Annotated in this window: 24 protein-coding genes and 1 tRNA gene; 13 read left to right on the plus strand and 12 right to left on the minus strand. The window is 72.0% G+C overall.

Going from position 1 to position 23,124, the window contains the following annotated elements; all coding sequences use genetic code 11:
* The first annotated feature begins 134 nt into the window (after positions 1 to 134).
* Positions 135 to 1,847 carry an ABC-F family ATP-binding cassette domain-containing protein gene (locus CLT75_RS16525; RefSeq protein WP_486485197.1) on the plus strand — a complete coding sequence of 571 codons (1,713 nt, stop codon included), beginning with the start codon at positions 135 to 137 and terminating at the stop codon, positions 1,845 to 1,847.
* 39 nt (positions 1,848 to 1,886) lie between these two features.
* Here CLT75_RS16525 and CLT75_RS16530 read toward each other — a convergent pair whose 3' ends face one another.
* The 3 genes from CLT75_RS16530 to CLT75_RS33320 are packed head-to-tail and all read right to left on the minus strand — an operon-like array spanning position 1,887 to position 2,829.
* Positions 1,887 to 2,132 (minus strand): hypothetical protein, encoded by a 246-nt coding sequence (locus CLT75_RS16530; protein WP_135241447.1) that lies wholly within the window; start codon positions 2,130 to 2,132, stop codon positions 1,887 to 1,889.
* On the minus strand, positions 2,129 to 2,308 hold the full coding sequence (locus CLT75_RS16535; protein ID WP_018787085.1) for a hypothetical protein: 180 nt from the start codon (positions 2,306 to 2,308) through the stop codon (positions 2,129 to 2,131). Before CLT75_RS16535 ends, CLT75_RS16530 begins: the two co-directional genes overlap by 4 nt.
* Positions 2,305 to 2,829: a hypothetical protein gene (locus tag CLT75_RS33320; RefSeq protein ID WP_486485198.1), complete on the minus strand. Its 525-nt coding sequence runs from the start codon at positions 2,827 to 2,829 to the stop codon at positions 2,305 to 2,307. Before CLT75_RS33320 ends, CLT75_RS16535 begins: the two co-directional genes overlap by 4 nt.
* Positions 2,830 to 2,944: 115 nt before the next feature.
* Here CLT75_RS33320 and CLT75_RS16545 point away from each other — a divergent pair, with 115 nt between their 5' ends.
* From CLT75_RS16545 to CLT75_RS16570, 6 genes are all read left to right on the plus strand, one after another.
* A complete protein-coding gene (locus tag CLT75_RS16545) occupies positions 2,945 to 3,703 on the plus strand; it encodes an XRE family transcriptional regulator (protein WP_135241448.1) in 759 nt (252 codons plus the stop codon).
* Positions 3,704 to 3,840: 137 nt separating this feature from the next.
* Positions 3,841 to 4,398 (plus strand): hypothetical protein, encoded by a 558-nt coding sequence (locus CLT75_RS16550; RefSeq protein ID WP_135241449.1) that lies wholly within the window; start codon positions 3,841 to 3,843, stop codon positions 4,396 to 4,398.
* A gap of 63 nt (positions 4,399 to 4,461) precedes the next feature.
* Entirely contained in the window at positions 4,462 to 4,779 is a 318-nt protein-coding gene (locus CLT75_RS16555) for a hypothetical protein (protein ID WP_135241450.1), read from the plus strand.
* A 99-nt stretch (positions 4,780 to 4,878) separates the two neighbouring features.
* Entirely contained in the window at positions 4,879 to 5,085 is a 207-nt protein-coding gene (locus CLT75_RS16560; protein WP_135241451.1) for a hypothetical protein, read from the plus strand.
* Between the two features lie 290 nt (positions 5,086 to 5,375).
* Positions 5,376 to 5,990, plus strand: a complete 615-nt coding sequence (locus CLT75_RS16565; protein ID WP_135241452.1) for a hypothetical protein — start codon at positions 5,376 to 5,378, stop codon at positions 5,988 to 5,990.
* A gap of 136 nt (positions 5,991 to 6,126) precedes the next feature.
* Positions 6,127 to 6,714, plus strand: coding sequence for a GTPase domain-containing protein (locus CLT75_RS16570; RefSeq protein WP_486485199.1), 588 nt, complete (start codon positions 6,127 to 6,129; stop codon positions 6,712 to 6,714).
* A 297-nt stretch (positions 6,715 to 7,011) separates the two neighbouring features.
* On the opposite strand, the gene CLT75_RS16575 is transcribed toward CLT75_RS16570, so the two are convergent.
* The 5 genes from CLT75_RS16575 to CLT75_RS16595 form a co-directional block, all read right to left on the minus strand.
* Positions 7,012 to 7,086 (minus strand) — tRNA-Val (locus CLT75_RS16575).
* A gap of 83 nt (positions 7,087 to 7,169) precedes the next feature.
* Positions 7,170 to 7,637 carry a peroxiredoxin gene (locus tag CLT75_RS16580; protein ID WP_135241453.1) on the minus strand — a complete coding sequence of 156 codons (468 nt, stop codon included), beginning with the start codon at positions 7,635 to 7,637 and terminating at the stop codon, positions 7,170 to 7,172.
* 80 nt (positions 7,638 to 7,717) lie between these two features.
* Positions 7,718 to 8,152 carry a DUF3052 domain-containing protein gene (locus tag CLT75_RS16585; RefSeq protein ID WP_013287823.1) on the minus strand — a complete coding sequence of 145 codons (435 nt, stop codon included), beginning with the start codon at positions 8,150 to 8,152 and terminating at the stop codon, positions 7,718 to 7,720.
* A 110-nt stretch (positions 8,153 to 8,262) separates the two neighbouring features.
* Positions 8,263 to 10,692, minus strand: coding sequence for a transketolase C-terminal domain-containing protein (locus CLT75_RS16590; protein ID WP_486485200.1), 2,430 nt, complete (start codon positions 10,690 to 10,692; stop codon positions 8,263 to 8,265).
* Positions 10,693 to 10,754: 62 nt separating this feature from the next.
* Positions 10,755 to 11,225, minus strand: a complete 471-nt coding sequence (locus tag CLT75_RS16595) for a MarR family transcriptional regulator (protein WP_135241455.1) — start codon at positions 11,223 to 11,225, stop codon at positions 10,755 to 10,757.
* A 186-nt stretch (positions 11,226 to 11,411) separates the two neighbouring features.
* On the opposite strand from CLT75_RS16595, the gene CLT75_RS16600 reads away from it, so the two are divergent.
* Entirely contained in the window at positions 11,412 to 13,055 is a 1,644-nt protein-coding gene (locus tag CLT75_RS16600) for an alkaline phosphatase D family protein (RefSeq protein WP_135241456.1), read from the plus strand.
* A 41-nt stretch (positions 13,056 to 13,096) separates the two neighbouring features.
* On the opposite strand, the gene CLT75_RS16605 is transcribed toward CLT75_RS16600, so the two are convergent.
* Positions 13,097 to 13,501 (minus strand): secondary thiamine-phosphate synthase enzyme YjbQ, encoded by a 405-nt coding sequence (locus tag CLT75_RS16605; protein ID WP_030271630.1) that lies wholly within the window; start codon positions 13,499 to 13,501, stop codon positions 13,097 to 13,099.
* A gap of 189 nt (positions 13,502 to 13,690) precedes the next feature.
* Between CLT75_RS16605 and aceE the strand changes: the two genes are divergently transcribed.
* On the plus strand, positions 13,691 to 16,435 hold the full coding sequence (gene aceE / locus CLT75_RS16610; RefSeq protein ID WP_135241457.1) for a pyruvate dehydrogenase (acetyl-transferring), homodimeric type: 2,745 nt from the start codon (positions 13,691 to 13,693) through the stop codon (positions 16,433 to 16,435).
* A gap of 132 nt (positions 16,436 to 16,567) precedes the next feature.
* Here the strand turns inward: aceE and CLT75_RS16615 are convergent, their stop codons facing one another.
* Positions 16,568 to 17,014: an SRPBCC family protein gene (locus tag CLT75_RS16615; protein ID WP_013287829.1), complete on the minus strand. Its 447-nt coding sequence runs from the start codon at positions 17,012 to 17,014 to the stop codon at positions 16,568 to 16,570.
* A gap of 201 nt (positions 17,015 to 17,215) precedes the next feature.
* Here CLT75_RS16615 and CLT75_RS16620 point away from each other — a divergent pair, with 201 nt between their 5' ends.
* The 3 genes from CLT75_RS16620 to gltX are packed head-to-tail and all read left to right on the plus strand — an operon-like array spanning position 17,216 to position 21,262.
* Complete coding sequence (locus CLT75_RS16620; RefSeq protein ID WP_135244041.1) at positions 17,216 to 18,529, plus strand: GH1 family beta-glucosidase; 1,314 nt, start codon at positions 17,216 to 17,218, stop codon at positions 18,527 to 18,529.
* Positions 18,526 to 19,803: an MFS transporter gene (locus tag CLT75_RS16625; RefSeq protein ID WP_135241458.1), complete on the plus strand. Its 1,278-nt coding sequence runs from the start codon at positions 18,526 to 18,528 to the stop codon at positions 19,801 to 19,803. Before CLT75_RS16620 ends, CLT75_RS16625 begins: the two co-directional genes overlap by 4 nt.
* Before the next feature lie 49 nt (positions 19,804 to 19,852).
* A complete protein-coding gene (gene gltX, locus CLT75_RS16630; RefSeq protein WP_135241459.1) occupies positions 19,853 to 21,262 on the plus strand; it encodes a glutamate--tRNA ligase in 1,410 nt (469 codons plus the stop codon).
* A gap of 5 nt (positions 21,263 to 21,267) precedes the next feature.
* Here gltX and CLT75_RS16635 read toward each other — a convergent pair whose 3' ends face one another.
* Complete coding sequence (locus CLT75_RS16635; RefSeq protein ID WP_486485201.1) at positions 21,268 to 21,849, minus strand: copper resistance CopC family protein; 582 nt, start codon at positions 21,847 to 21,849, stop codon at positions 21,268 to 21,270.
* Positions 21,850 to 22,062: 213 nt separating this feature from the next.
* On the opposite strand from CLT75_RS16635, the gene CLT75_RS16640 reads away from it, so the two are divergent.
* Positions 22,063 to 22,725 carry a hypothetical protein gene (locus CLT75_RS16640; RefSeq protein WP_135241461.1) on the plus strand — a complete coding sequence of 221 codons (663 nt, stop codon included), beginning with the start codon at positions 22,063 to 22,065 and terminating at the stop codon, positions 22,723 to 22,725.
* Between the two features lie 18 nt (positions 22,726 to 22,743).
* On the opposite strand, the gene CLT75_RS16645 is transcribed toward CLT75_RS16640, so the two are convergent.
* Positions 22,744 to 23,073, minus strand: coding sequence for a hypothetical protein (locus CLT75_RS16645; RefSeq protein ID WP_135241462.1), 330 nt, complete (start codon positions 23,071 to 23,073; stop codon positions 22,744 to 22,746).
* Positions 23,074 to 23,124 lie beyond the last annotated feature (51 nt).

The raw sequence follows: 23,124 nt of genomic DNA on the forward strand, positions 1-23,124 counted from the left end.
AGCCCTGGTCCCTCCGCTGACGGCGGCAGGGTGACCGGTTTCTTCTGACGTACCAGCTCTGCTCCGCCGTCCTGGCGTTCCCGCCGGGCGGTGTCCTCGCGCTGCCCGGCTCCACGACGAGCCGAGAGCGGACTGTGAACAACCTCGACCACGTTTTCTCATCCCCATCCACCTCAGGCGTCTCGCTGCCCGCCGGGCACCGGGCGCACGTCCGGGCCGACGGCGTCCGCGTCGTCCGCGGCGGCCGGGTCGTGCTGTCCGACGTCGGCGTGACCGTCTCCGCCGGATCCCGACTGGCGGTCGTCGGCGAGAACGGCCGCGGCAAGACCACACTGCTCCACGTGCTGGCCGGCATCCTCGTGCCCGATCAGGGCACCGTGGAACGGCTGGGCACGATCGGCGTCGCGCGGCAGAACCTGGAGGCGCGCCACGGCGAGACGGTGGGCACGCTCGTCCACGAAGCGGTCCGGGAGTCCGAACGCGCGCTGCGGGCGCTGGACGACGCCGCCGACGCGCTGGCCGAGGGCCGGGCGGGCGCGGACGACGCGTACGCGGCAGCACTCGACGCGGCGACCCGGCTGGACGCCTGGGACGCGCAGCGGCGCGTCGACGTGGCGCTGGCCGGTCTCGACGCCTGCCCGGACCGGGAGCGCCCGCTGGCGACGCTGTCCGTCGGCCAGCGCTACCGGGTCCGGCTGGCGTGCCTGCTCGGGGCCCGGGTCGACCTGCTGATGCTGGACGAGCCGACCAACCACCTCGACGCGGCCAGCCTGGCCTTCCTCACCGCGCGGCTGCGCGAGCATCCGGGCGGCGTGGTGCTGGTGACCCACGACCGCGCCCTGCTGCGGGACGTGGCCACGGAGTTCCTCGACCTCGACCCCAGCGCGGACGGCCGCCCGCGCCGCTACGCCGGGGACTACGCGGCCTGGCAGGACGGGCGCCGCCGCGACTTCGCGCACTGGGTACGCGACCACGAGGCGCAGCAGGCCGAGCACCAGCGGCTGGCCGACGCGGTACGGGAGGCGCAGGGCCGGCTCAGCACCGGCTGGCGTCCGGAAAAGGGCCACGGCAAGCACCAGCGCCAGTCCCGCGCCCCCGGCCTGGTCCAGGCGCTGCGACGCCGGCAGGAGGCGCTCGACGAGCACCGGATCACCGTCCCGGAGCCACCACAGCCACTGCGCTGGCCGCCGCTGGACACCCGGGCCGGACTGCCGATCCTGCGGTGCCACGACGTGACGGTGACCGGGCGTCTGCGTACCCGGGTCACGCTCACGCTCGACGGCGGGGACCGCCTGCTGGTGACCGGGCCCAACGGCGCGGGCAAGTCGACGCTGCTCTCCGTGCTGGCCGGCGACCTCGCGCCGTCGACCGGCGAGGTCCGTCACCCGTCCGGGGCGCGGGTGGCGTACCTCGGTCAGGAGGTGCCCGACTGGCCGCCCCTGATGCTCGCCCACGACCTGTACGAGCAGCACGTGGGCCGCTTGCGCTCCACCGGGCGCCTCGGCTCCGGCACACCTCTGCCGCTGGGCGCGACGAACCTGCTCGACGCCGAGGCCCGGCGTACCCCGGTCGGCCGGATGTCGCACGGGCAGCAACGGCGGCTGAACCTGGCGCTGCGCCTGGCCGAACGTCCCGACCTGCTGATCCTCGACGAACCCACGAACCACCTGTCCGCGCCGCTGGTCGACGACCTCACCGCCGCCCTGCTGACGACCAGGGCCGCGGTGGTCGTCGCCACCCACGACCGCCAGATGCTCCACGACCTGGCGGCCTGGCCCACGCTGCCGCTCACGGCCGGCGACGCCGGGCCCTCCGGTCACCCAGGGTCACGCCTGCCGGAAGGTTGATGCCTCGAGCGATATGACTGAGAGGCACATGTATGCCCCTCAGTCATATCGCTCGTGCGGACCGGCTTCCCGGGTCCACCCGACGAAGCGGCGGTGCAGTGCGCCGGCAGGCGCCCAGGGCATGTCCACGGAGGCCTGCACAAGGTAGGCGCCGAGGTAGAGGGCCAGCGACACCGGCGCACCGGCGTACTCCGCCCGCAGCTCCCGCCTCCGCGTCGGGCACGGCCAGGTCAGGTCGCAGCCGCCGCAGTGCCAGATCGGCATGACCGGGCCGTGGGTGGTCACCGCGCGCCCTCCAGGAATCGCGCGGTGACCGCCCGCGCCTGCCGGCTGGTCGCCCATTCCACCTGCCAGCAGGGGTACGGCGTGAGCCGCGCCCACCACGCCCGGCACCCGGCACACATGCCGTCGAGTCCCCGGACGTGAACCGCGAGGATCGTCTCCTCCGGCCCGCCGATCACTCGTCACTCCCCTGCGGCCAGTGACCACGGTTGATCGGAATCCGGTGCCGCGAATGACAGGGCAGGTCGGCGCCGCACCGGCAGACCCGTCTCCACCGCCGCCAGCACCAGACCGGCCGATGCCGCCGCGCGAACGTCAGCGCGGCGGCGGACAGATACGCGTCGTACGAGACGCGGCGCTCCCGCGAGGCGCCGCCGTCCGGGGACCGTTGTCCGCCTCGCGCCTGGTCCAGCAAGCGTCGCCGGGCGATCTCCTGCTCCCGGGCCTGGAGGCGCTCACCGAAGCCGGACACCGCCGACGACGAAAGGTACCGACCGACGAGCCGCCGCAGGAGCAATGGAATCCCGTACCGGGACAGTGCGGTCCTGAGCCCACCGACGCCCTCGCCACGAGCCGCCTCAGCAGCGGCGACATGTCGCCTCTCTGTCGCCCCTCGGTTCACCGCGTGGATCAGATCGCTCCGGCTCATCGACGGTTCGTCGCCAGTGCTCGACATCTCCACCTCCGCCAGGGAAAACATGTGCCCTCTCAGCGCTGCCGGTCCACAGTGACGTGCAGGTGTCACCGATCGCGACGGCACAAGAGCCGACAATCCGACCACATAGGTGACGACATTTAGGCGACATAGCACTATCGTGGCGGGCATGACCGCCCCCAACACGGTTCTGCGCGGCGTCCGCACCGGAATGCGCATGAGCCAGGACGACTTCGCCCGCGCGCTCCAAGCCGCCGGCCACCGCGTCGGCGAGCCCAACGACGCCAACAAGCGACTCGTCCAGCGATGGGAGTCCGGTGCGATCGCCGCACCGCGCCCCGTCTACGCCCGCGCGCTGGAGGTCGTCACCGGCCTGCCCATCTCACTGCTCGGCTTCGCCGCGGTGCCCGGCGGGCACGTGGCCGACGACAAACACGGTGGCCACGACCTGACCTCACCCGTATCGAGCCTGGCCACGCCGACGCCGACGCCCAAGCCCGCCACGGCCCACAGGTCGTACGAGGGCGTATGGCTCAGCCGCTACCAGTACTACTCCAGCGGACGGGAGGAGTCCTTCGCCGGACAGCACTTCGTCGTCCTGCTGCAGCACGGCGACAGGCTGACGGCGCGCAGCCTGCCCGGATCGGCTTCCTCATCTCTGTCGCTGGACCTGACCGTGGACGGTGCCGTCATCACCGGCACGTGGGTGGAGCAGACCGACCCGGCCGGCTACTACCGGGGCGCCCGCTATCACGGGGCGATCCAGCTCCTGGCTGAGCCGACGGGCCGACGGATGGCCGGGAAGTGGGTCGGATTCGGCAAGGACATGGACGTGAACACCGGCCCGTGGGAGCTCGTCTTCCGCGACGCGTCGACCTCCAAGGCGACGCTGGACCGGTACAACACGTCAGCGACGTAGAGACGCCGCACCATCGCCTCGACTGGTGGACATGAACAGTGCTCGTGTCGACTACTCTGCAGCGGAATGCGGCACGGCAGGGTGTCCGCACCCAGGCGAGGCGCACATCGTGCTCGCGACGACAACAGGAGAGCGCTGTGACAGTCCGCGCCACGGGCCGGCCGTTGACCCGACTGGAGGCCGCCCAGGCGCAGGCAGAGCACGTGCTCGGTGCCCGGAAGGCCAAGCGGATCGCGATGTTCGGCAACGGCACGCTGTATGTCAAGGCCGGCACGATGGCGCAGGGCATGTCCTGGCTCATCGACTTCGTGGTGTGCCTGTTCGCTGTCGCGGTAGGTGTCGTCGCCCTGTCCGTGGTGGACCGGGCGGTGACCCTCTCCGGCGGTGCCCTCGCCGGGGCGGTGCTCGCGTTGTTCGTTCTGGTGCCGGTTCTCTACGGCCTCTGCTACGGCAACGGTCGCGCGCTCGGCGCGGTCCTCACCGGCACACAGCTCGTGCGGGTCAAGGACGGCAGCCGGATCGGCGTCAAGGCGTGCTGGGCCATGCTGGTCCGGACGCTGTTCATGCCGGTCCTGTCCGTCGTGCTGGTGGTGAGCGCGTTCAGTACCGGTTCCGCGGATGCGCCCGGTTCGCTCGTGCGGACCAGCATCGACCCGGACGCCACCCGGCGCCTCCACGCCGCGGGCATCCGTTGACCCGTCACCACACCGCACCGCGACGGCCGACGCTGCCCCCGTACATCGCCTAGCCTCTCGGGCGTGGAGCACCTGCGCGACCTCGCCGTCCGGTTGGCGATGGACGAACCGGGCTCGCCGGTGCCGGACGAGCGCGGCGCTCGGCTGCACCTCATGCGTCAGGCAGCGGCGAGCATCGTTGCGGGAGAGGGCGACGCCGAGGACCTGGCGCACGAGATCTACTGCCAGGCGGCCGAATCCCAGTCACCGGAGCTGCGACCCGTGGCCGATCGCTTCCTGGAGCCGTACGTCGCATGGGGCGCGACGTACGACCAGACGGAGAAGGCGGGAGCGGCCACGAAGGCGGCCGCGCAGTCGTTCCTGCGCGACCATCCGGCCTGAGCGGCTCCCGCGAGTCTCGCCTACAGCGGTGATTGGGAGGGATCGAGCCCTTGACCGGCTGCGGACACTGGGGGCAGGCATATGACCCGGGAGGTCGACATGCGCTGGGTGATCCTCGTACTCGTCATCGCGGTCGCCGTGTTCGTCGTCGGCCTGCTGCGTCGTCGTCGGCAGACACGCGTGGACGGCCGGCGGATACGTGACCTCCGGGCATCCACCGAGGCACGCCGCCGGCTCGACGACCATCGGAATCGCACGGACGGCAGCAACACCGGCAGCGGCGGCGTGGGCGGCTGGAGTTCCTGACCTCTCCGGTAGATCACAGACGGTCCGCGCTTCTACCGCGCTTCAGATGACGGAACCTTCGCCGGGGACGGCACGGGCAAACGCCGCACGTGATGAGCCATATGCTGCACCCCGAGTGGAAGCGGGGACTCATGAGGCTTGTCGATCGGGTTCGCGGCGGATCCTTCGTCGCCGGCGTACTGGTGGTACTGGGCCTTGCCGGCTGCGTCACACGAGCCGACCCGCCACCGCCTCCGGCACCCTCAGTGGATCCCGCACCGTCGGCATCGCCCACCGAGCAGGAGGCGCTGATGGCGACGATTCGCCAGCTGGTCGAGCGGGCCGATGTCGGCGACGACATCCGGGAGCGCACGATCGAGGTCGGCGAGCCCTATGAACCCTGCGACCTGCTCATTGCCGACCCCGACCGGTCGAACGGGGGCGGGTTGGAGTTCGATCAGGTGTGGGGCGCGGGCCTGGAGGTCAATCCCGTAGGGATCTTCGTCGACGTCCAGCCCCCGAGAACCCTTCTGAACGTCACGGTGATCGGTCTGCGCGATGCCTCGGCGGCCGCTGCGGCCGCGCGTACGGCGCGCACCGCACGTTGCCCCAGTAAGGATTTCCGACTCAACATCGGGATGGCCACCGCCCGGTGGGGCGCACGCACGATGACCATCGGATCGACGAGCGCGCGGCTGACCACGGCGACGGTGAGCCGGGTGAACCCGGAAAGCGCGGAAGGAATGCCGTTCCTGCCGGGCAACGCGCGGCTGATCTTCGCGCACGGCTCGCTGCTCATCAGTGTCGAGGCGCTCACCTTCTGGCCGCCCAAACTGAGCACCGCCACCGACGTCACCGCAATCGCTCAGGAGAAGGCGACGTCCCTGGCAACGGCAATCGTCAGGACCGTCCCCGCGCCCGGTTAGGACCGAGCCTCCCCGCCGGCATCGGCACCCGCTGCCCGAGCTGATGTCGACGTTCAAAGCAGGACCGGCTGTGCCGTGCGGATCGCGTACCGGTCTGCGGAGGTCGTCCGGCTGCTCACTCGCGTTAGTGTTGCCCGTGATCGTATGGCTCAACGGCACTCACGGCGTGGGCAAGACGACGACCAGCATGCTCGTGCAGCAGCTGATCCCGGATTCGCGAGTGTTCGACGCCGAGAAGGTCGGCGAGGCTCTCATGGACATCACGCCAGGACTGCCCGCGACTGACAACTTCCAGCACTGGCCGCCGTGGCGGCAGCTCGTCGTCGAGACCGCCCGCCGTGTTCTCGACTACACCGGCGGCTCGCTCGTAGTGCCGATGACTGTCCTGGTCGAGCAGTACTGGAAGGAGATCAGTACGGGCCTCGCCCAACATGCCATCCCGGTCAGGCATTTCGTCCTCCACGCCGACCAAGACACCCTCCGCAGCCGTATCGAGGGGGAACACTCCATTCCGTCTCCGTTCCGCCTCAAGTACCTTCAGCCCTACGCCGAGGCGGCCCGCACGTGGCTGCATGCCGAGGCCGAGATCGTCGACACCACGCACCTGACTCCCGCCCAAGTCGCCGCGCAGATCGCCCTCAGAGCTACCGAGGGACGCTCAGAGGCGTCGATACGCCCTGTCACACGCACTGAGGAAGCCGACGTAGGAGTCCCGGCGAGCTGAGCCGTTGATGTTGCCCGCTGTTCCGATCGTTCCTCACGAGCGGCGGCGAGCTGGCCCGCGACCTGGCGACGGGAGGCCCAGACTCCGATCAGGCCGGAGATGCTGGCTGCGGCCAGAGTTGACACAGATGTGACCAGCGCTACGGCGACCGTATCCTGCACGTCACCCATGATCGCTCACCAAGGCGAGAGGAGAGCACCATGGTCCCGCGTCATGCGGCACCTCGACCAGCATCGCGGATCTTGCCGAGAACGAGGTCTTCGTGATGCTGACTGGGCGGATCTCGCTGCTGAAAGATGGTGGGCGCGGCAGGTTTCGAACCTGCGACCCCTCGCTTGTAAGGCGAGTGCTCTCCCACTGAGCTACGCGCCCGGAACGCCCGTACGGCGGGCCGGAGCGGCCAGCTTACCTGCCCGCCTCCGGCCCCGCGCAACGACGTGCCTGGGGTGTGGGACTCAGGCGGCGACGGCCTCGGCCAGCGCCTTGCGCCAGCCCTGCTGGTCGCGCGCCTCGCCGGGCATGTTCATCTCGGCGAACCGGACCACGCCGGCCTTGTCGATGACGAAGGTGCCCCGGTTGGCGATGCCCGCGACGTCGTTGAAGACGCCGTACGCCTGCGCCACCGCGCCGTGCGGCCAGAAGTCGGACAGCAGCGGGAACCGGTAGCCCTCCCGGTCGGCCCAGATCTTGTGGGCGTACACGGAGTCGACGCTGACGGTCAGTACCTGGACGTCGTCGTTGACGTACTCGTTGAGGTTGTCCCGCACCTCGCACAACTCGCCCTGGCAGATGCCGGTGAAGGCGAGCGGGTAGAAGACCAGCAGCACGGTCTTGCTACCGCGGAAGTCGGAGAGCCGGACCTCCTGGTTGTTCTGGTCCTTGAGCAGGAAGTCGGGCGCCTCGGCGCCAACCTCGATGGGCATGCGTGCTCCCTCGGGATCGGGTCTGGAGATGATCAGCCTGCCACACCCGGCGACCTCGGTCGCCGGGTGTGCGGCGCGCCCTACTTCTTGCTCTTGGACCCGCGACGCATGACGAGGCGGGCACCGCTCCAGTCGCGGCCGGCGTTGATGGTGGAGGTCTGCTGGAGCCCGGCGGTCTGCGCGCTCTCCGCGACCTCGCTCGGCTCGACGTGACCGTCGCGGCCGGCCTTCGGGGTCAGGAGCCAGACCACGCCGTTGTCCGCGAGCGGCCCGAGGGCGTCGACGAGGAGCTCGAACAGGTCACCGTCGCCGTCGCGGTGCCAGACCAGAACCGCGTCGACCACCTCGTCGGTGTCCTCGTCGACGAGTTCCCCACAGCGGTCGGTCAGGGCGTCCCGGAGATCGGTGTCGACGTCGTCGTCGTAGCCCATCTCCATGACGACCATGCCCGGCTCGATACCGAACCGGTCCGCCAGGCTGCGTACCCCGTCGGCCTGGCCAGCGGTCGCGCTCACTGTCGAGTGCCTCCTCATCTATCCCTGCTCGTGGCGTCGGGTGACACCGTCGGGCTCAGTCCACACAGTTGCGGCTCGCCGCGCAAGTGGCGCACCGGGTGGAACGGAATTTACCGTGCCAGCAGCGTACGGGCACCCTGGGTGATGGCTTCCGCGGAGACCAGTACCTGACGGGCAGCCGGACCTAATGGTACAAACGAGTCAAGCGCGGCTACGCGGCGTGCGGCACCCACGTACCCGGTGTCGACGAGCGCGGACAGCACGCCCTCGCCCACCCCGCCGGTTCGCCGCGTCTCGTCCACCACCAGCACCCGGCCGGTCGCCGAGGACTCCCTGATGATGTCGGCCACCGGCAGCGGTGCCAGCCAGCGCAGGTCCACCACCCGGCTGCCCACGCCCTCCTCGGCGAGCGTGGCCGCGGCGCGCAGCGACATCCGCACCCCGTTACCGAACGTGATGATGGTGAGATCCTCGGCGGAGCCGATCCCGTACACGCGGGCCCGCCCGATCGGCACGTGCCGGTCCGCCCAGGCGCCCGGCTCGGCGTACTCGGCGGCCCACTCGTCGTCACCGTCCGTGTACAGGTCCCGCACGTGGTAGAGCGCGATCGGCTCCACGAACACGCAGACGCTGCCGTCCACCCGGGCCGCCGCCAGGCAGGTCCGCAGCATCGGCGCGGCGTCGTCCGGCCGGGCCGGCACGGCCACCACAAGCCCCGGTACGTCCCGCAGCGCCCCCAGCGAATCGTCGTCACGGTCGTGGCCGCCGAGTCCATCCGGGCTCGCCAGGCCGGGCACCCGCACCACCATCGGGTTGCGGAACGCGCCCCGCGACAGGAACCGCATGGTGGCCGCCTCGCCGCGGAGCTGGTCCTCGGCACCGTGCAGCAGCGTCAGGTGGCGGATCTCGGGCACCGGCAGCAGACCGGCCAGCCCGGCGCCCAGCCCGAGCCCGAGGATCGAGGTCGCGTCCGGCAGCGTGTCGAACACGCGCGCCGCCCCGAACCGGTCCCGCAGCCCTTCGGTCACCCCGTGCAGCCCGCCGCGGGTTGCCACGTCGTGGCCGAACACCGCCGTCCCGGGGTGGTCGAGCATGCCGTCGGCGAGCGCGGCGTTGATGCTCTGCGCCAGCGTGAGCGGGCCGGTCAGCTCCGGCGGCTTGCCGCCGAACGCCTCCGCCCGCGCTCCGGCGCCCGGCCCGGCCGCGTGTGCCGCCGCCTCGGCGACCGCGCGGGACACCCGCACCGGCCGGCGCGGGGCCAGCTCCCGCACGATCTCGACCGGGGAGGCGAGCTTCGGCTCGTCCAGCACCTCCTCGGCGACGCGGCGCAACTGCCAGCCCCGCTCGTCGTAGCGGGCGAGCAGTTCCTCGCCACTGGCGTACCCGGAGGTCACCAGCAGCCGCGCGGTGGCCAGCAGCGGGTCGCGGGCCGCGTCGCCGTCACCCTGCTCCATCAGGCGGACCGCGCTCAGGTGCAGCACGGCGGGCCGGCGCTGCCGGCGTACCCACTCCGCCGCCTCCGCCGCGACCCGGTAGGTCGCGGCCACGTCCGTGCCGTCGGCGGCGAAGTACCTGATGCCGGGCCGGGCCCGCAGCGTGGCGGCCACCCAGCCCTCGGCGGAGGCGCCGCTGTCCGCGCAGACGAACAGCACCGGGATGCGCAGGCCGGTGTGGTCGTACCAGCCGGTCGTGTTCAGCGCGGCGGTGGCCGTGGCGTGGTCGGCCGCGCCGTCGTCGAAGGCGCAGACCACCACGGCGTCGGCGGGCCAGGGCGCCGCCTCGGCCTCGCCGTCGGCGGGCCGCGCGTCGCGGCGCAGCCGCTCCAGCGCCAGCCCCAGGCCGACGGCGCGTGGCAGGTGCGAGCCGGCGGTCGAGGTGGTCGGCACGACCGCCAGGTCGGCGCGGCCGAAGACCTTCGCCCGCCCGCCGGCTGCGGGTTCCTCGGCGGAGGCGACGAGGCCGCGCAGCACGTCGCGCGCCGCCGCCGCGAACGCGTCGTCGGGCGAGGGCTGCGGCAGATCGGGTACGACGACAGTCGCGTCCCCGTCCGCGTCCACGACGATCCCGGCGCCCACGGGAAGGCTCGCCGCCTCCGTCTCCCCCGGGTCAGCGTCGAGATCTTGGTAGGAAACGGCCCCCATAGGGGCACTTTCGCTCCAAGATCTTCCCGGTTCCGGAGTGGTGGGTGAGGCGGCGGGGAAGGTGCCGGCGGCCTGGGCGGCGCGCAGGCAGTAGAACGCGCCGGAGCGGGCGTGCAGCAGCGCGGGGTCGGTCGGCCGCAGCGCGGCTGCCACCGCGGCGTCGCCCTCGTGACCGGCCGACTCGATCGTGTAGTACCCCTCACCGAAGCCGGACAGCCACCGGCCGGCCAGGTCGAGCAGCCGGCTGGTCAGCTGCGCGTCGAACAGGGCCAGCGCCTGCGCCCCGGTCAACGCACCGCCGTCGGGCAGCGGTTCGCCCAGGTCGCGCCGCTGGTCGGGCGCCCCGAGCGCGGCCAGTTCGGCTCGGAGCCGGTCGTCGAGATCGTGCGGGGTGGTCACGCGGACAGCATTACCGACTCGGGCCCGCCTCGCCCACTCGGACACGTTCCGCCCGGCGTGGCTCAGACCTGCCCACACTCCTGCGGGCAGCCTCCGTCGGACACCTTGAGCACCAGGTCCCGCAGTGTGGCCAGTTCGTCGGTGCTCAGGGCGTCGAGGAGTCGGGAGTCCGACATCACCTGGCGGACCCGGTCGCGTACCTGCCGCCCCCGCCCGGTCACCACGAGCGCCTTCTGCCGCCGGTCGGCCGGGTCGGTGCGCCGTTCCACCAGCCCGGCCTGCTCCAGCTTGTCGGCCAGGCCGGTGACGTTGGACCTGTCGCAGCCGAGTTGCTCGGCGAGGTCGCGGGCCGGGAGCGGGCGGTCCGGGTCCAGCTCGTGCAGCGCCCGGGCGACCGCCGGGGTGAGGCCCAGTGCCGCGATCCCCTCGTGCTGGTGGTGCCGCATCGCGGCGGCGACGTGCAGGATCCGGCGCACGGTCTCCCCGGCCAGGCCGGCCCGGTCACGGGCGGTGGGAACGGTGGAATGCGCCATCCGTTCATGTTATGGCGAAGTCGATCTTCGATCATCCGAACGGTCAGGCACCTCATGCAACCGATTGCCGATCATGAAGCGCTGTTCGGCGGAAATTCCCGCCCGGTCGTCCGCGCGTCACCTTCTGTCCATCGACGTCCGTGAGGCTTCCCGGAGTCGACGAACCGGACTCCGGGGAGGAAAACCGTGGCTCTGTCCCGACGTACCATCCTGCTCAGCGGCGCGGCGCTCGGCGCCGCCGGCGCGGCAGCCGGCCTGCCGGTCGCGGCCGCCGCGTCGCCCGGCCCGCTGCGCCGCGACCCGTTCACGCTCGGCGTGGCCTCCGGCGACCCCGACCACGAGGGCTTCGTGCTCTGGACCCGGCTGGCGCCGGAGCCGCTGGCCGAGGACGGCCTGGGCGGCATGCCGTCGCGGGCCGTGCCGGTGGCCTGGGAGGTCGCCGCCGACGAGCGCTTCCGGCACGTGGTGCGCCGGGGCGTGGTCCTGGCCCGGCCGGAGTCGGCGCACAGCGTGCACGTCGAGCTGGGCGGCCTGCTGCCCGGACGGGAGTACTACTACCGGTTCCGGGCGGAGCGCTGGCTGTCCCCGGCCGGGCGCACCCGCACCGCGCCGGCGCCGTGGCTGATGCCGTCCGCCCTCGCGATGGCCTTCGCCTCCTGCTCGCAGTACGAGCACGGCTACTTCACCGCGTACCGGCGGCTGGCCGAGACCGAGCCGGAGCTGATCCTGCACCTCGGCGACTACCAGTACGAGTACGCCAGGGACACCTACACCGTCCCCGGGGGCAACCCGCGCGACCACGAGGGCCCGGAGACCCGCACGCTGGCGAACTACCGGCAGCGGCACGCCCAGTACAAGACCGACACCGACCTCCAGGCGGCGCACGCCGTCGCGCCCTGGGTGGTGGTCTTCGACGACCACGAGGTGGAGAACAACTGGGCCGACGAGGTGCCCGAGGCGCCCGACCCGGACTTCCTCGCCCGGCGGGCCGCGGCGTTCCAGGCGTACTACGAGAACATGCCGCTGCGCCGCACCTCGATCCCGCGCGGCATCGACATGCAGCTCTACCGGCGGGTGCGCTGGGGCCGGCTGGCCACCTTCCACATGCTCGACACCCGGCAGTACCGGGACGACCAGGCGTGCGGCGACGGCTACAAGAGCTGCGCTGACGCCTCCGACCCGGCCCGCTCGATCACCGGCGCCGCCCAGGAGGCGTGGCTGCTGGACGGCTTCCGCCGTTCCGAGGCCCGCTGGGACCTGCTCGGCCAGCAGGTGTTCTTCGCCCAGCGGGACAACAACTCCGGCCCGCTCACGGTGACGAGCATGGACGCCTGGGACGGGTACGTGGCCTCCCGGGACCGGATCACCCGGGGCTGGACGGCCGCCGGAGTGCGCAACCCGGTGGTGCTCACCGGCGACGTGCACGCGCACTGGGCCAGCGACCTGAAGCTGGACTACGCGGACCCGACCTCGCGCACCGTCGGCAGCGAGCTGGTCTGCTCGTCGATCACCTCGACCGGCGACGGCGCGGACTCGCCGACCGGCTCGCACCCGTGGCTGGCGTTCAACCCGCACCTGCGCTTCCAGAACAACCTTCGGGGGTACGTGCGCACCACGATCACCCCGACCGAGCTGACCGCCGACTTCGACGTGCTGCCGTACGTGAGCCGGCCGGACGCGCCCGCGTACACCCGGGCCCGGTTCGTGATCGAGGACCGCGTACCCGGGTTGAACCTGACGTACGACCGGCCGCCGGCCGCGGCGCGCACCGCCGCCCCCGGCGTCGACCAGGGCCGGCAGACGGTGGAGGCGGAGACGGTCCGCCCGTGACGGCGCGGCCGGGCCGGGCGCGGGGCGCCCGGTCCGGCCGGTCAGCCGGCCAGGAACGAGAAGCGCACCTGGCGGTCGGGGTTGTCGCCGTTGGTGTCGACCAGGCAGATCGACTGCCAGGTGCCGAGCTGGAGCCGCCCGCCGAGCACCGGCAGCGTCGCGTACGGCGGCACGAACGCCGGCAGCACGTGGTCGCGGCCGTGCCCGGGCGAGCCGTGCCGGTGCCGCCACCTGTCGTCGGTGGGGAGCAGGTCGTCGAGCGCCCGCAGCAGGTCGTCGTCGGACCCGGCGCCGGTCTCGATGATCGCCAGCCCGGCGGTGGCGTGCGGGACGAAGACGTGCAGCAGCCCGTCCCCGGCGCCGGACACGAACCGTTCGGCCTCGCTCGTGATGTCCCGGACGGTCGGACGGGAGCCGGTCCGGACGGTGATCACCTCACTGCGCATACGGCGCATTCTGCCGCAGTGCCCGGTTCGCCGCCCCGCCCGCCGATAGCGCATCCGGTGATCGCGCAAAGTTACTGATGGGTACCTGTGTTCAGCGTCGCGTCTGGGGGTGGGAGAGGTGACGACACGCGCCACCAGGGGGCAGGATGGCGCTAGAGACCTATCCCACACGAAACCGAGGGAACGCCTGTGGCTACGGAACGCAAGCGCCCGGTGATCACCGCTGGTCTGCCGAGCCAGCTTCCGGACATCGACCCTGAAGAGACCAGCGAATGGGTCGAGTCACTCGACGGTGTCATCGACGAGCGCGGGACAAAGCGAGCCCGGTACGTCATGCTGCGCCTGCTGGAGCGGGCCCGCGAGCGGCAGGTCGGGGTGCCGTCACTGACCACCACCGACTACATCAACACGATCCCGCCGGAGCGCGAACCGTGGTTCCCGGGTGACGAGCACGTCGAGCGGCGGCTGCGGGCGTACATCAGGTGGAACGCCGCGATGCTGGTGCACCGGGCGCAGCGCCCGGAGATCGGCGTCGGCGGCCACATCTCGACGTTCGCCAGCTCGGCGTCCCTCTACGAGGTGGGCTTCAACCACTTCTTCCGGGGCAAGAACCACCCCGGCGGCGGCGACCAGATCTTCTACCAGGGTCACGCCTCCCCCGGCATGTACGCGCGGGCGTTCCTGGAGGGCCGGCTCAGCGAGAACCAGCTCGACGGGTTCCGGCAGGAGCTGTCGCACCCCGGCGGCGGGCTGCCGTCGTACCCGCACCCGCGGCTGATGCCGGACTTCTGGGAGTTCCCCACCGTCTCGATGGGTCTCGGCCCGCTGAATGCCATCTACCAGGCACGGTTCAACCGCTACCTGCAGCACCGCGGCATCAAGGACACCTCCCAGCAGCACGTCTGGGCGTTCCTGGGCGACGGCGAGATGGACGAGGTCGAGTCGCTCGGCGCGATCGGCGTGGCCGCCCGCGAGGAGCTGGACAACCTCACCTTCGTGATCAACTGCAACCTCCAGCGCCTGGACGGGCCGGTCCGCGGCAACGGCAAGGTCATGCAGGAGCTGGAGGCGTTCTTCCGGGGCGCCGGCTGGAACGTCATCAAGGTGGTCTGGGGCCGGGAGTGGGACCCGCTGCTCGCCGCGGACACCGACGGCGCGCTGGTCAACCTCATGAACACCACGCCCGACGGTGACTACCAGACCTACAAGGCGGAGTCCGGGGCGTACGTGCGGGAGCACTTCTTCGGCCGCGACCCGCGGACCCGCAAGATGGTCGAGCACCTGTCCGACGACGAGATCTGGAACCTCAAGCGGGGCGGCCACGACTACCGCAAGCTCTACGCGGCCTACAAGGCGGCGATGGAGCACACCGGCCAGCCGACGGTGATCCTCGCCAAGACGATCAAGGGCTGGACGCTCGGCTCGCACTTCGAGGGCCGCAACGCCACGCACCAGATGAAGAAGCTGACGCTGGAGGATCTGAAGCTCTTCCGCGACCGCCTCTACCTGGACATCCCGGACAAGCAGCTGGAGGAGAACCCGTACCTCCCGCCGTACTACACCCCGGGCGAGAAGTCCGACGAGATCGCGTACCTGAAGGACCGGCGTCAGCAGCTCGGCGGCTACCTGCCCACCCGCAGCACCGCGCGCAAGACGCTGGCCATCCCGGGCACCGAGCGGTTCTCCGACGTCAAGCGCGGGTCGGGCAAGCAGAAGGTCGCCACCACGATGGCGTTCGTCCGCCTGCTCAAGGACATCATGAAGGACAAGGAGTTCGGCAAGCGCTGGGTGCCGATCATCCCGGACGAGGCCCGCACCTTCGGTATGGACTCGCTGTTCCCGACCCAGAAGATCTACTCGCCGCACGGCCAGCGCTACACCTCGGTGGACCGGGAGCTGTTCCTGTCCTACAAGGAGTCGACGACCGGCCAGATCCTGCACGAGGGGATCAACGAGGCCGGGTCGGTGGCCTCCTTCACCGCCGCGGGCACGGCGTACGCCACCCACGGCGAGCCGATGATCCCGCTGTACATCTTCTACTCGATGTTCGGCTTCCAGCGCACCGGCGACGGGTTCTGGGCGGCGGCGGACCAGATGGCGCGGGGCTTCGTGCTCGGCGCGACCGCCGGCCGGACCACGCTCAACGGTGAGGGCCTCCAGCACGAGGACGGTCACTCGCTGCTGCTCGCCGCCACCAACCCGGCGGTGGTCTCCTACGACGCGGCGTTCGCCTTCGAACTGGCGCACATCGTGGAGAACGGCCTGCACCGGATGTACGGCGAGGCGCAGGAGAACATCTTCTACTACCTCACCGTCTACAACGAGCCGATCTTCCAGCCGGCCGAGCCGGAGGGCGTGGACGTCGAGGGCATCGTCAAGGGCATCCACCGCTACTCCCCCGCGCCGCAGGTCGGCGACGACGCGCCGAAGGCGAACATCCTCGCCTCCGGCACCGGCATGCAGTGGGCGCTCAAGGCCCAGCAGCTGCTCGCCGAGGATTGGGGCGTGTCCGCCGACGTGTGGTCGGTGACGTCCTGGACCGAGCTGCGCCGCGACGCGGTGGAGTGCGAGGAGCACAACCTGCTCAACCCGGGCGAGGAGCCGCGGGTGCCGTACATCGCGCGGAAGCTGGCCGACGCCGACGGGCCGAAGGTCGCGGTGAGCGACTGGATGCGCGCGGTACCGGACCTGATCGCCCGCTGGGTACCCGGGGACTACACCTCGCTCGGCACCGACGGGTTCGGCATGTCGGACACGCGGCACGCGCTGCGCCGCCACTTCCACGTGGACGCCGAGTCGGTGGCGGTCGCCACGCTGCGCCAGCTCGCGCTGCGCGGCGTGGTGCCGGCCCACGTGCCGGCCGACGCGGCCCGCAAGTACGCGCTGGACGACGTCAACGCCGCCCCGGTCGGCGAGACCGGCGGCGACAGCTAGTACCCGTCACGCGAGAAGGGCCCGGCGCCAGGCGCGCCGGGCCCTTCTCGTCCCCCGATGCGACGACGGCCCGGCGTCCCTGGCGGGAACGCCGGGCCGTCACCATCGCGGGCGACGCCGGGACGGGCTCGGTCAGCCGACGGCGGCCAGGTCGGTCAGCCGGGCCAGCGAGTCCTCCAGGTCGGCGCCGACCCGGCGCAGGCCGAGCCGGAGCAGGGCCGCCTTGACGGGTCCGGCGGGCCACCGCACGACGATCAGGCGTACGACGGTGCCGCCGCCCTCCTCGTCCGGGGTCAGCTGGACGTAGATCTCGGTGCGCGCCTCGGCCCGGGCGCCGGCACCCTTCGCGCGTTCGCGCCAGCCGATCAAGGTCGGCTCCTGGAAGGCGATCACCTCGGCCTCGTGCGCGGCGCCGCGTCCGGCCTGGACCAACTGCCGCCGCCCGAATCCCTCCCCGGACAGGACCTCGGCCGCGCGGACTCCCGCCAGCCAGGCCGGCAGCTGCTCGGCGCGCTGCACGACGTCCCAGACCACATCCACCGGCGCCGCCACGTGCGCACTTCGTTCCACGAGGATCATGAGTATCTTTCCCCCACTTAAATCACATCCGCGATATTTGGCACTCTATGTGTAAATCGGACTTAAGCGGACGGGTTCGGAAAAGACACGCCGAACTCCCTTGCGCCACCCAGTCATCTCGGCCTATGGCGCGCCGGTCCGCGGAGCCCTAGAGTCGCGAGCACGCTTCACGTTCTGGAGGGTGACTTGACGACCGCGCCGATGCCCGAGTTCCCCGCCGGCTTCCGCTGGGGGGTCTCCACCTCCGCGTACCAGATCGAGGGCGCGACCTCGGTCGACGGACGCGGTCCGTCCATCTGGGACACGTTCGCCCACGACCCGGGCCGGATCGCCGACGGCAGCACCGGCGACCAGGCGTGCGACCACTACCACAGGTACGCCGAGGACACCGCGCTGCTGGCCGGGCTGGGGGTGTCCGCGTACCGGTTCTCGATCGCCTGGCCCCGGATCCAGCCGGCGGGCACCGGCCCGGCGAACGCCGCCGGGCTGGACTTCTACGACCGGCTGGTGGACGGACTGCTCGCCGCCGGTGTGGACCCGGTCGCCACGCTGTTCCACTGGGACCTGCCACAGGCGCTGGAGGATGCCGGCGGCTGGCTCAACCGGGACACCGCCGCCCGCTTCGCCGAGTACGCCGACCTGACCGCGGCCCGCCTCGGCGACCGGGTGAAGCTCTGGATCACGCTCAACGAGCCGTTCATCCACATGAGCCTCGGTCACGGCATGGGCGAGCACGCGCCGGGCCGGACGCTGCTGTTCGACGCCTTCCCGGTGGCCCACCACCAGCTCCTCGGGCACGGCCTCGCGGTCGCCGCGCTGCGCGCCCGCAGCACGTCCCCGGTGGCGATCGCCAACAACTACTCCCCGGTGCGCCTGGCCGGCGACACCGACGCGGACCGGGCCGCCGCCGCGGCGTACGACGCGCTGCACAACCGGCTGTTCACCGATCCGCTGCTCGGACGCGGCTACCCGGACGCGCTCGGCCCCGACCCGGGCGTGGTGCGCGACGGCGACCTGGACGTCATCGCCGCCCCGATCGACGTGCTCGGCGTGAACTACTACAACCCGACCGGCATCCGGGCGCCCGAGGCGGACTCGCCGCTGCCGTTCGAGATCGTGCCGCTGGAGGGCTACCCGCGTACCGCGTTCGACTGGCCGGTGGCCCCGGACGGCCTGCGCGAGCTGCTGCTCCTCCTGCACGAGCGGTACGGCGACGCGCTGCCGCCGATCCAGGTCACCGAGAGCGGCTGCGCGTACGACGACGCGCCGGACGCCGACGGCCGGGTGCACGACCCGGAGCGGATCGCGTACCTGGACGGGCACATCCGCGCGGTGCGCGAGGCGATGGCCGGGGGCGTGCCGGTGACCGGGTACTTCGTCTGGTCCCTGCTGGACAACTGGGAGTGGGCCGAAGGCTTCACCAAGCGGTTCGGCCTGGTGCACGTCGACTTCGACACGCAGCGGCGGACGCCGAAGTCGTCGTACACCTGGTTCCGGGATCTGGTCCGGCGGTGACCACGATGAACCCGACGCCGGCGTCGCTGCCGGCGGCGCTCGCGGAGCCGACCGTGCCGGTGCGGCGCGGCTGGATCGCGCTGATCTTCGCGGCCAACCTGGGCGTCTGGATGGCGTTCTTCACCCCGATCCAGGTGCTGCTGCCGCAGCAGGTGGAACGGATCGCCCCGGCCGACAAGGAGGCCATGCTGGCGGTGGTCACCGGCATCGGCGCGCTCGCCGCGGTGCTGGCGAACCCGCTCGCCGGGGCGCTGTCCGACCGCACCTCGCTGCGGCTGGCCAACCGCCACTTCGGCCGCCGACACGTCTGGACCGCGCTCGGCGCGGTGATCGGCGCGCTCGCCCTGGTGCTGCTGGCCCGGCAGAACACCATCGCCGGGGTGGCGGTCGCCTGGGTGGCGGCGCAGGTCTGCTTCAACGCGATGCTGGCGAGCCTCACCGCCGCGATCCCGGACCGGGTGCCGGTGGCGCAGCGCGGCGGCGTGTCCGGCTGGGTGGGCATCCCGCAGGCGCTGGGCCTGGTGCTCGGCGCGGTGCTGGTCACCGCCGTGGTCACCGGCAACGCCGCCGGGTACGCGGCGATCGCGCTCGCCGTGCTGCTGCTGTCGCTGCCGTTCGCGCTGCTGACCCAGGACGACCACCTGCCCCGGGAGCACCGCTCCCCGCTGCGGCTGCGGTCCCTGTTCGCCTCGATGTGGATCAGCCCGCGCCGCCACCCCGACTTCGCCTGGGCCTGGTTCACCCGGTTCCTGGTGCAGACCGGAAACGCGCTGGGCACGCTCTACCTGCTCTACTTCCTCACCGACGGGGTACGGGTGGCCGACCCCGAGGGCTCCCTGCTGGTGCTGATCCTGCTCTACACGCTGGGCATGATGCTCACCGCCGTGGTCGCCGGGCGCATGTCCGACCGCTCCGGCCGGCGCAAGGTCTTCGTGATCACCTCCGGGCTGATCATGGCGGTGGCGGCGACGCTGCTGGCGGTGGCGCCCACCTGGCCGATGGCGATCGTCGCGGCGCTGCTGCTCGGCGCCGGGTACGGCGTCTACCTGTCGGTGGACGCCGCGCTGATCACCCAGGTGCTGCCCGCGGCCACCGACCGGGCCAAGGACCTCGGCGTGATCAACATCGCCAACTCGGCGCCGCAGGTGCTCGGGCCGGCGCTGTCCGCGCCGATCGTGGTGCACCTCGGCGGCTACCCGACGCTGTACGCGGTCACCGCGGCGGTCACCCTGCTCGGCAGCGCCCTGGTCGTGAAGATCAAGTCGGTGCCCTGACCCGGCCCCCTGCCGGAAACCCGTCGCGGTCCGCCGTAGGCTGGGGGGCGTGACGGTACGTGTACGCTTCGCCCCTTCCCCGACCGGTATGTTCCACGTCGGCGGCGCCCGGTCGGCGCTGCAGAACTGGATCTTCGCCAAGCAGCAGGGCGGGGTGTTCGTGCTGCGCATCGAGGACACCGACGCGGCACGTAACCGGCCCGAGTGGACCGAGGGCATCCTCTCCGCGCTCGACTGGATCGGCATCGCCCGGGGCAGCTACGAGGGCCCGTACTTCCAGTCCTCCTACGCGGGCGAGCACCGGGCCGCCGCGCAGCGGCTGTACGAGGGCGGCCGGGCCTACTACTGCGACTGCACCCGCGAGGACGTGCAGGCGCGTACCGGGCCGCAGCAGCGCGGCTACGACGGCTTCTGCCGGGACCGCGGCCTGGAGCCGGGCGAGGGCCGGGCGCTGCGCTTCCGTACGCCCGACGAGGGCGAGACAGTGGTGGTCGACCTGGTCCGCGGCGAGCCGACGTTCGAGAACAAGCTGATCGAGGACTTCGTCATCGCCCGCGGCGACGGCTCCCCGGTGTTCCTGCTGGCGAACGTGGTCGACGACATGAGCATGGGGATCACCCACGTGATCCGGGCCGAGGAGCACCTGCCGAACACCCCGAAGCAGCAACTGCTGTGGGACGCGCTCGGCGTCAAGCCGCCGATCTGGGCGCACGTGCCGGTGGTGGTGAACGAGAAGCGGCAGAAGCTGTCCAAGCGGCGGGACAAGGTCGCGCTGGAGGCGTACCGGGACGAGGGCTACCTCGCCGACGCGATGCGCAACTACCTGATGCTGCTGGGCTGGGCACCCTCGGGCGACCGGGAGATCGTGCCCTGGTCGGTGATCGAGGAGGAGTTCCGGCTGGACGAGGTCAACCCGTCCCCGGCGTTCTTCGACGAGAAGAAGCTGCGCGCGTTCAACGGCGACTACATCCGGGCGCTGCCGGTGGCGGACTTCGTCGAGGCGTGCCGGCCGTGGCTCACCGGCACCGAGACCATCGCCCCGCCGCCGTGGCAGCCCGACGAGTTCGACCCGGCCGCGTTCGCGGCGGTGGCCCCGCTGGCGCAGACCCGGATCGCGGTGCTCAGCGAGATCGTGCCGAACGTCGACTTCCTGTTCCTGGCCGACCCGCTGATCGACGAGGCGGCCTGGGCCAAGGCGATGAAGGAGGGCGCCGCCGACCTGCTGGACGCGGCGATCGTCGCGTTCGAGGCGCTGGAGTCCTGGGACGCCGAGTCGCTGAAGGCCACGCTGGAGGCGGTCGGCGCGGAGCGCGGGCTGAAGCTCGGCAAGGCGCAGGCGCCGGTACGCGTCGCTGTCACCGGGCGCACCGTCGGCCTGCCGCTGTTCGAGTCGCTTGAGGTGCTCGGTCGCGACCGCACGCTGACCCGGCTGCGCGCCGCCCGCGTACGCCTGGTCTGAGCCGCTCAGCGCCGGGCGGCGCGGCGGCGCAGCAGCAGTCCGCCGCCCAGCGCGGCCAGCACCACCACGGCCCCGGCCGCCCACAGCCAGCCCGTACCCCCGTCGTCGTCCGCCCCGGCGGCGGCCGGGGTCGGGCTCGCTGGAGACGGCGCGGCGCTGGTGGGCGCGGCGGTCGGTGCGGCGCTGGTGGGCGGCACCGTCGCCGACGGCGACTCGGCCGGCGTGCCGGTGGTCAGGGTGAACCGGACCTCCCCCTTGATCGGGTGCCCGTCGTCGGAGGCCAGCCGGTAGGTGACGATGTAGAGGCCCGCCGCGCCCGGACGGAACGGCACGATCACGCGCTTGCCGGAGAAGGTCGGCGCGCCGCCGGTCGCGGCCACGTTGTCCGGGCCGGTGACGGTGACCTCGGTGGTCGCCTCCTTCGGCGTGGCGAGGAACCGCAGCTCGATCCGCTCCGGCGCGGCGGCCAGCCGGGCCCCGTCGCGCGGATCGCTGCCGGTCAGCGAGTTGTGCGCGGCGGCTGGCGCGGCCGGCAGCAGCGCGAACGCCGCCACCACCCCGAGCACGACCATCCAGGTACGTGTCACACGGGCGACCCTGCCCCCCATGGTTCCCTCCGTCCGGGTAGGATCCGGCCGATGATCATCGACCGCTCATTGGTCGGTCTCAGCTCGCAGATAGTTCCAAATACTCTTCCACCAGCTGCAACCGAGCGCCGTTCTGCGGAGTCTTTGTGGTGGACACCGGTCCAGTGTGACCTGCAGCGGAAGCCAGCCATCGAACGGGGCGAGGAGGCGGCGATGGTCCGAAGGGTGAGACGGTTGCTCGTCGCCGTGACCGGGAGCGTGGCGGCCCTGGCGTGCACGCTGGCCCTGGCCGGCACGGCAGCGGTTCAGGCCGCGCCGAAGCCCAAGCCGGCCCCGACCGGCGTCGACATCACCGGCGAGCGGCTCGACGCGCCGTTGCAGCTGCGCGCCGACGTCAGTCCGAACGAGGTCAACCTGGTGGTCGACCAGGTCAAGTGGCTCGGCACGACCGGTCAGCTGCGCGGCCCGGCCGCCAAGGATCTCGGTCCGAAGTACACGGTGGTGGTGCTCGCCGCCGCCGGCCCGCAGCGCACCTACGACCTGTTCCCGCTGGCCAAGGGCGGTCCCCGGATCTACCGGCCGGGCAAGCAGCCGGACCTGAGCAGCACCCGCGCCGGCTGGTTCTTCGGCCGGCTCAACATGCCCGAGACGCTGCGCTCGGTGGGCGTGCCGATGCCGGCGCAGTTCGACACGCTCGCCGGCGGCATCGGCGGCGGCGAGCGGGTGCTTCCGGAGGAGGCGCTCGACCCGGTGCAGAACATCGACACCGCGCTCGGCGAACTCCAGCGGCTGCTGCTGCTCAACGTGGGCATCGTGCTCGTCATCACCGCCGGGCTGGCCGGCATCGCGCTGCTGGTCCGCCGCCGCACCCGCTGAGCCGCATCGGGCGGCGCGTCAGCACCAGCGGCGCGGCGGGCGCTCCCGGCGGACGGTGCGGTTGCGCGGGCGTACCGCGCCGTGACGGTGGGCGCCCGCCCAGCCCGCGAGATCACTGCGGCAACTCCGGTCGACCGGTTCCTCGTCGGCCGGGTGCGCCGGCTCCGCCGCCCGCTGCCGGGGCACACCCGACTCGTCCTCGGCGCGCTCCGGCGCCCGGCCGGCCGGCTGCTCGCCCTGCTGGTTCAGGCACGGCCGGCGCGGGTGTGTGGCAGTCGCCGGCTGGTCGTGGCCGCGCCGGCAGGCTTCACCCTGGGCGCAACCGTGCTCGGCCTCCCCCTGCGCCATCCCGGCCCCCCTCACGCGTCGCTCTCGCCCGCCCGGCCGGAGTCTGGCCCG

It is taken from the genome of Micromonospora sp. CNZ285, from assembly GCF_004637285.1.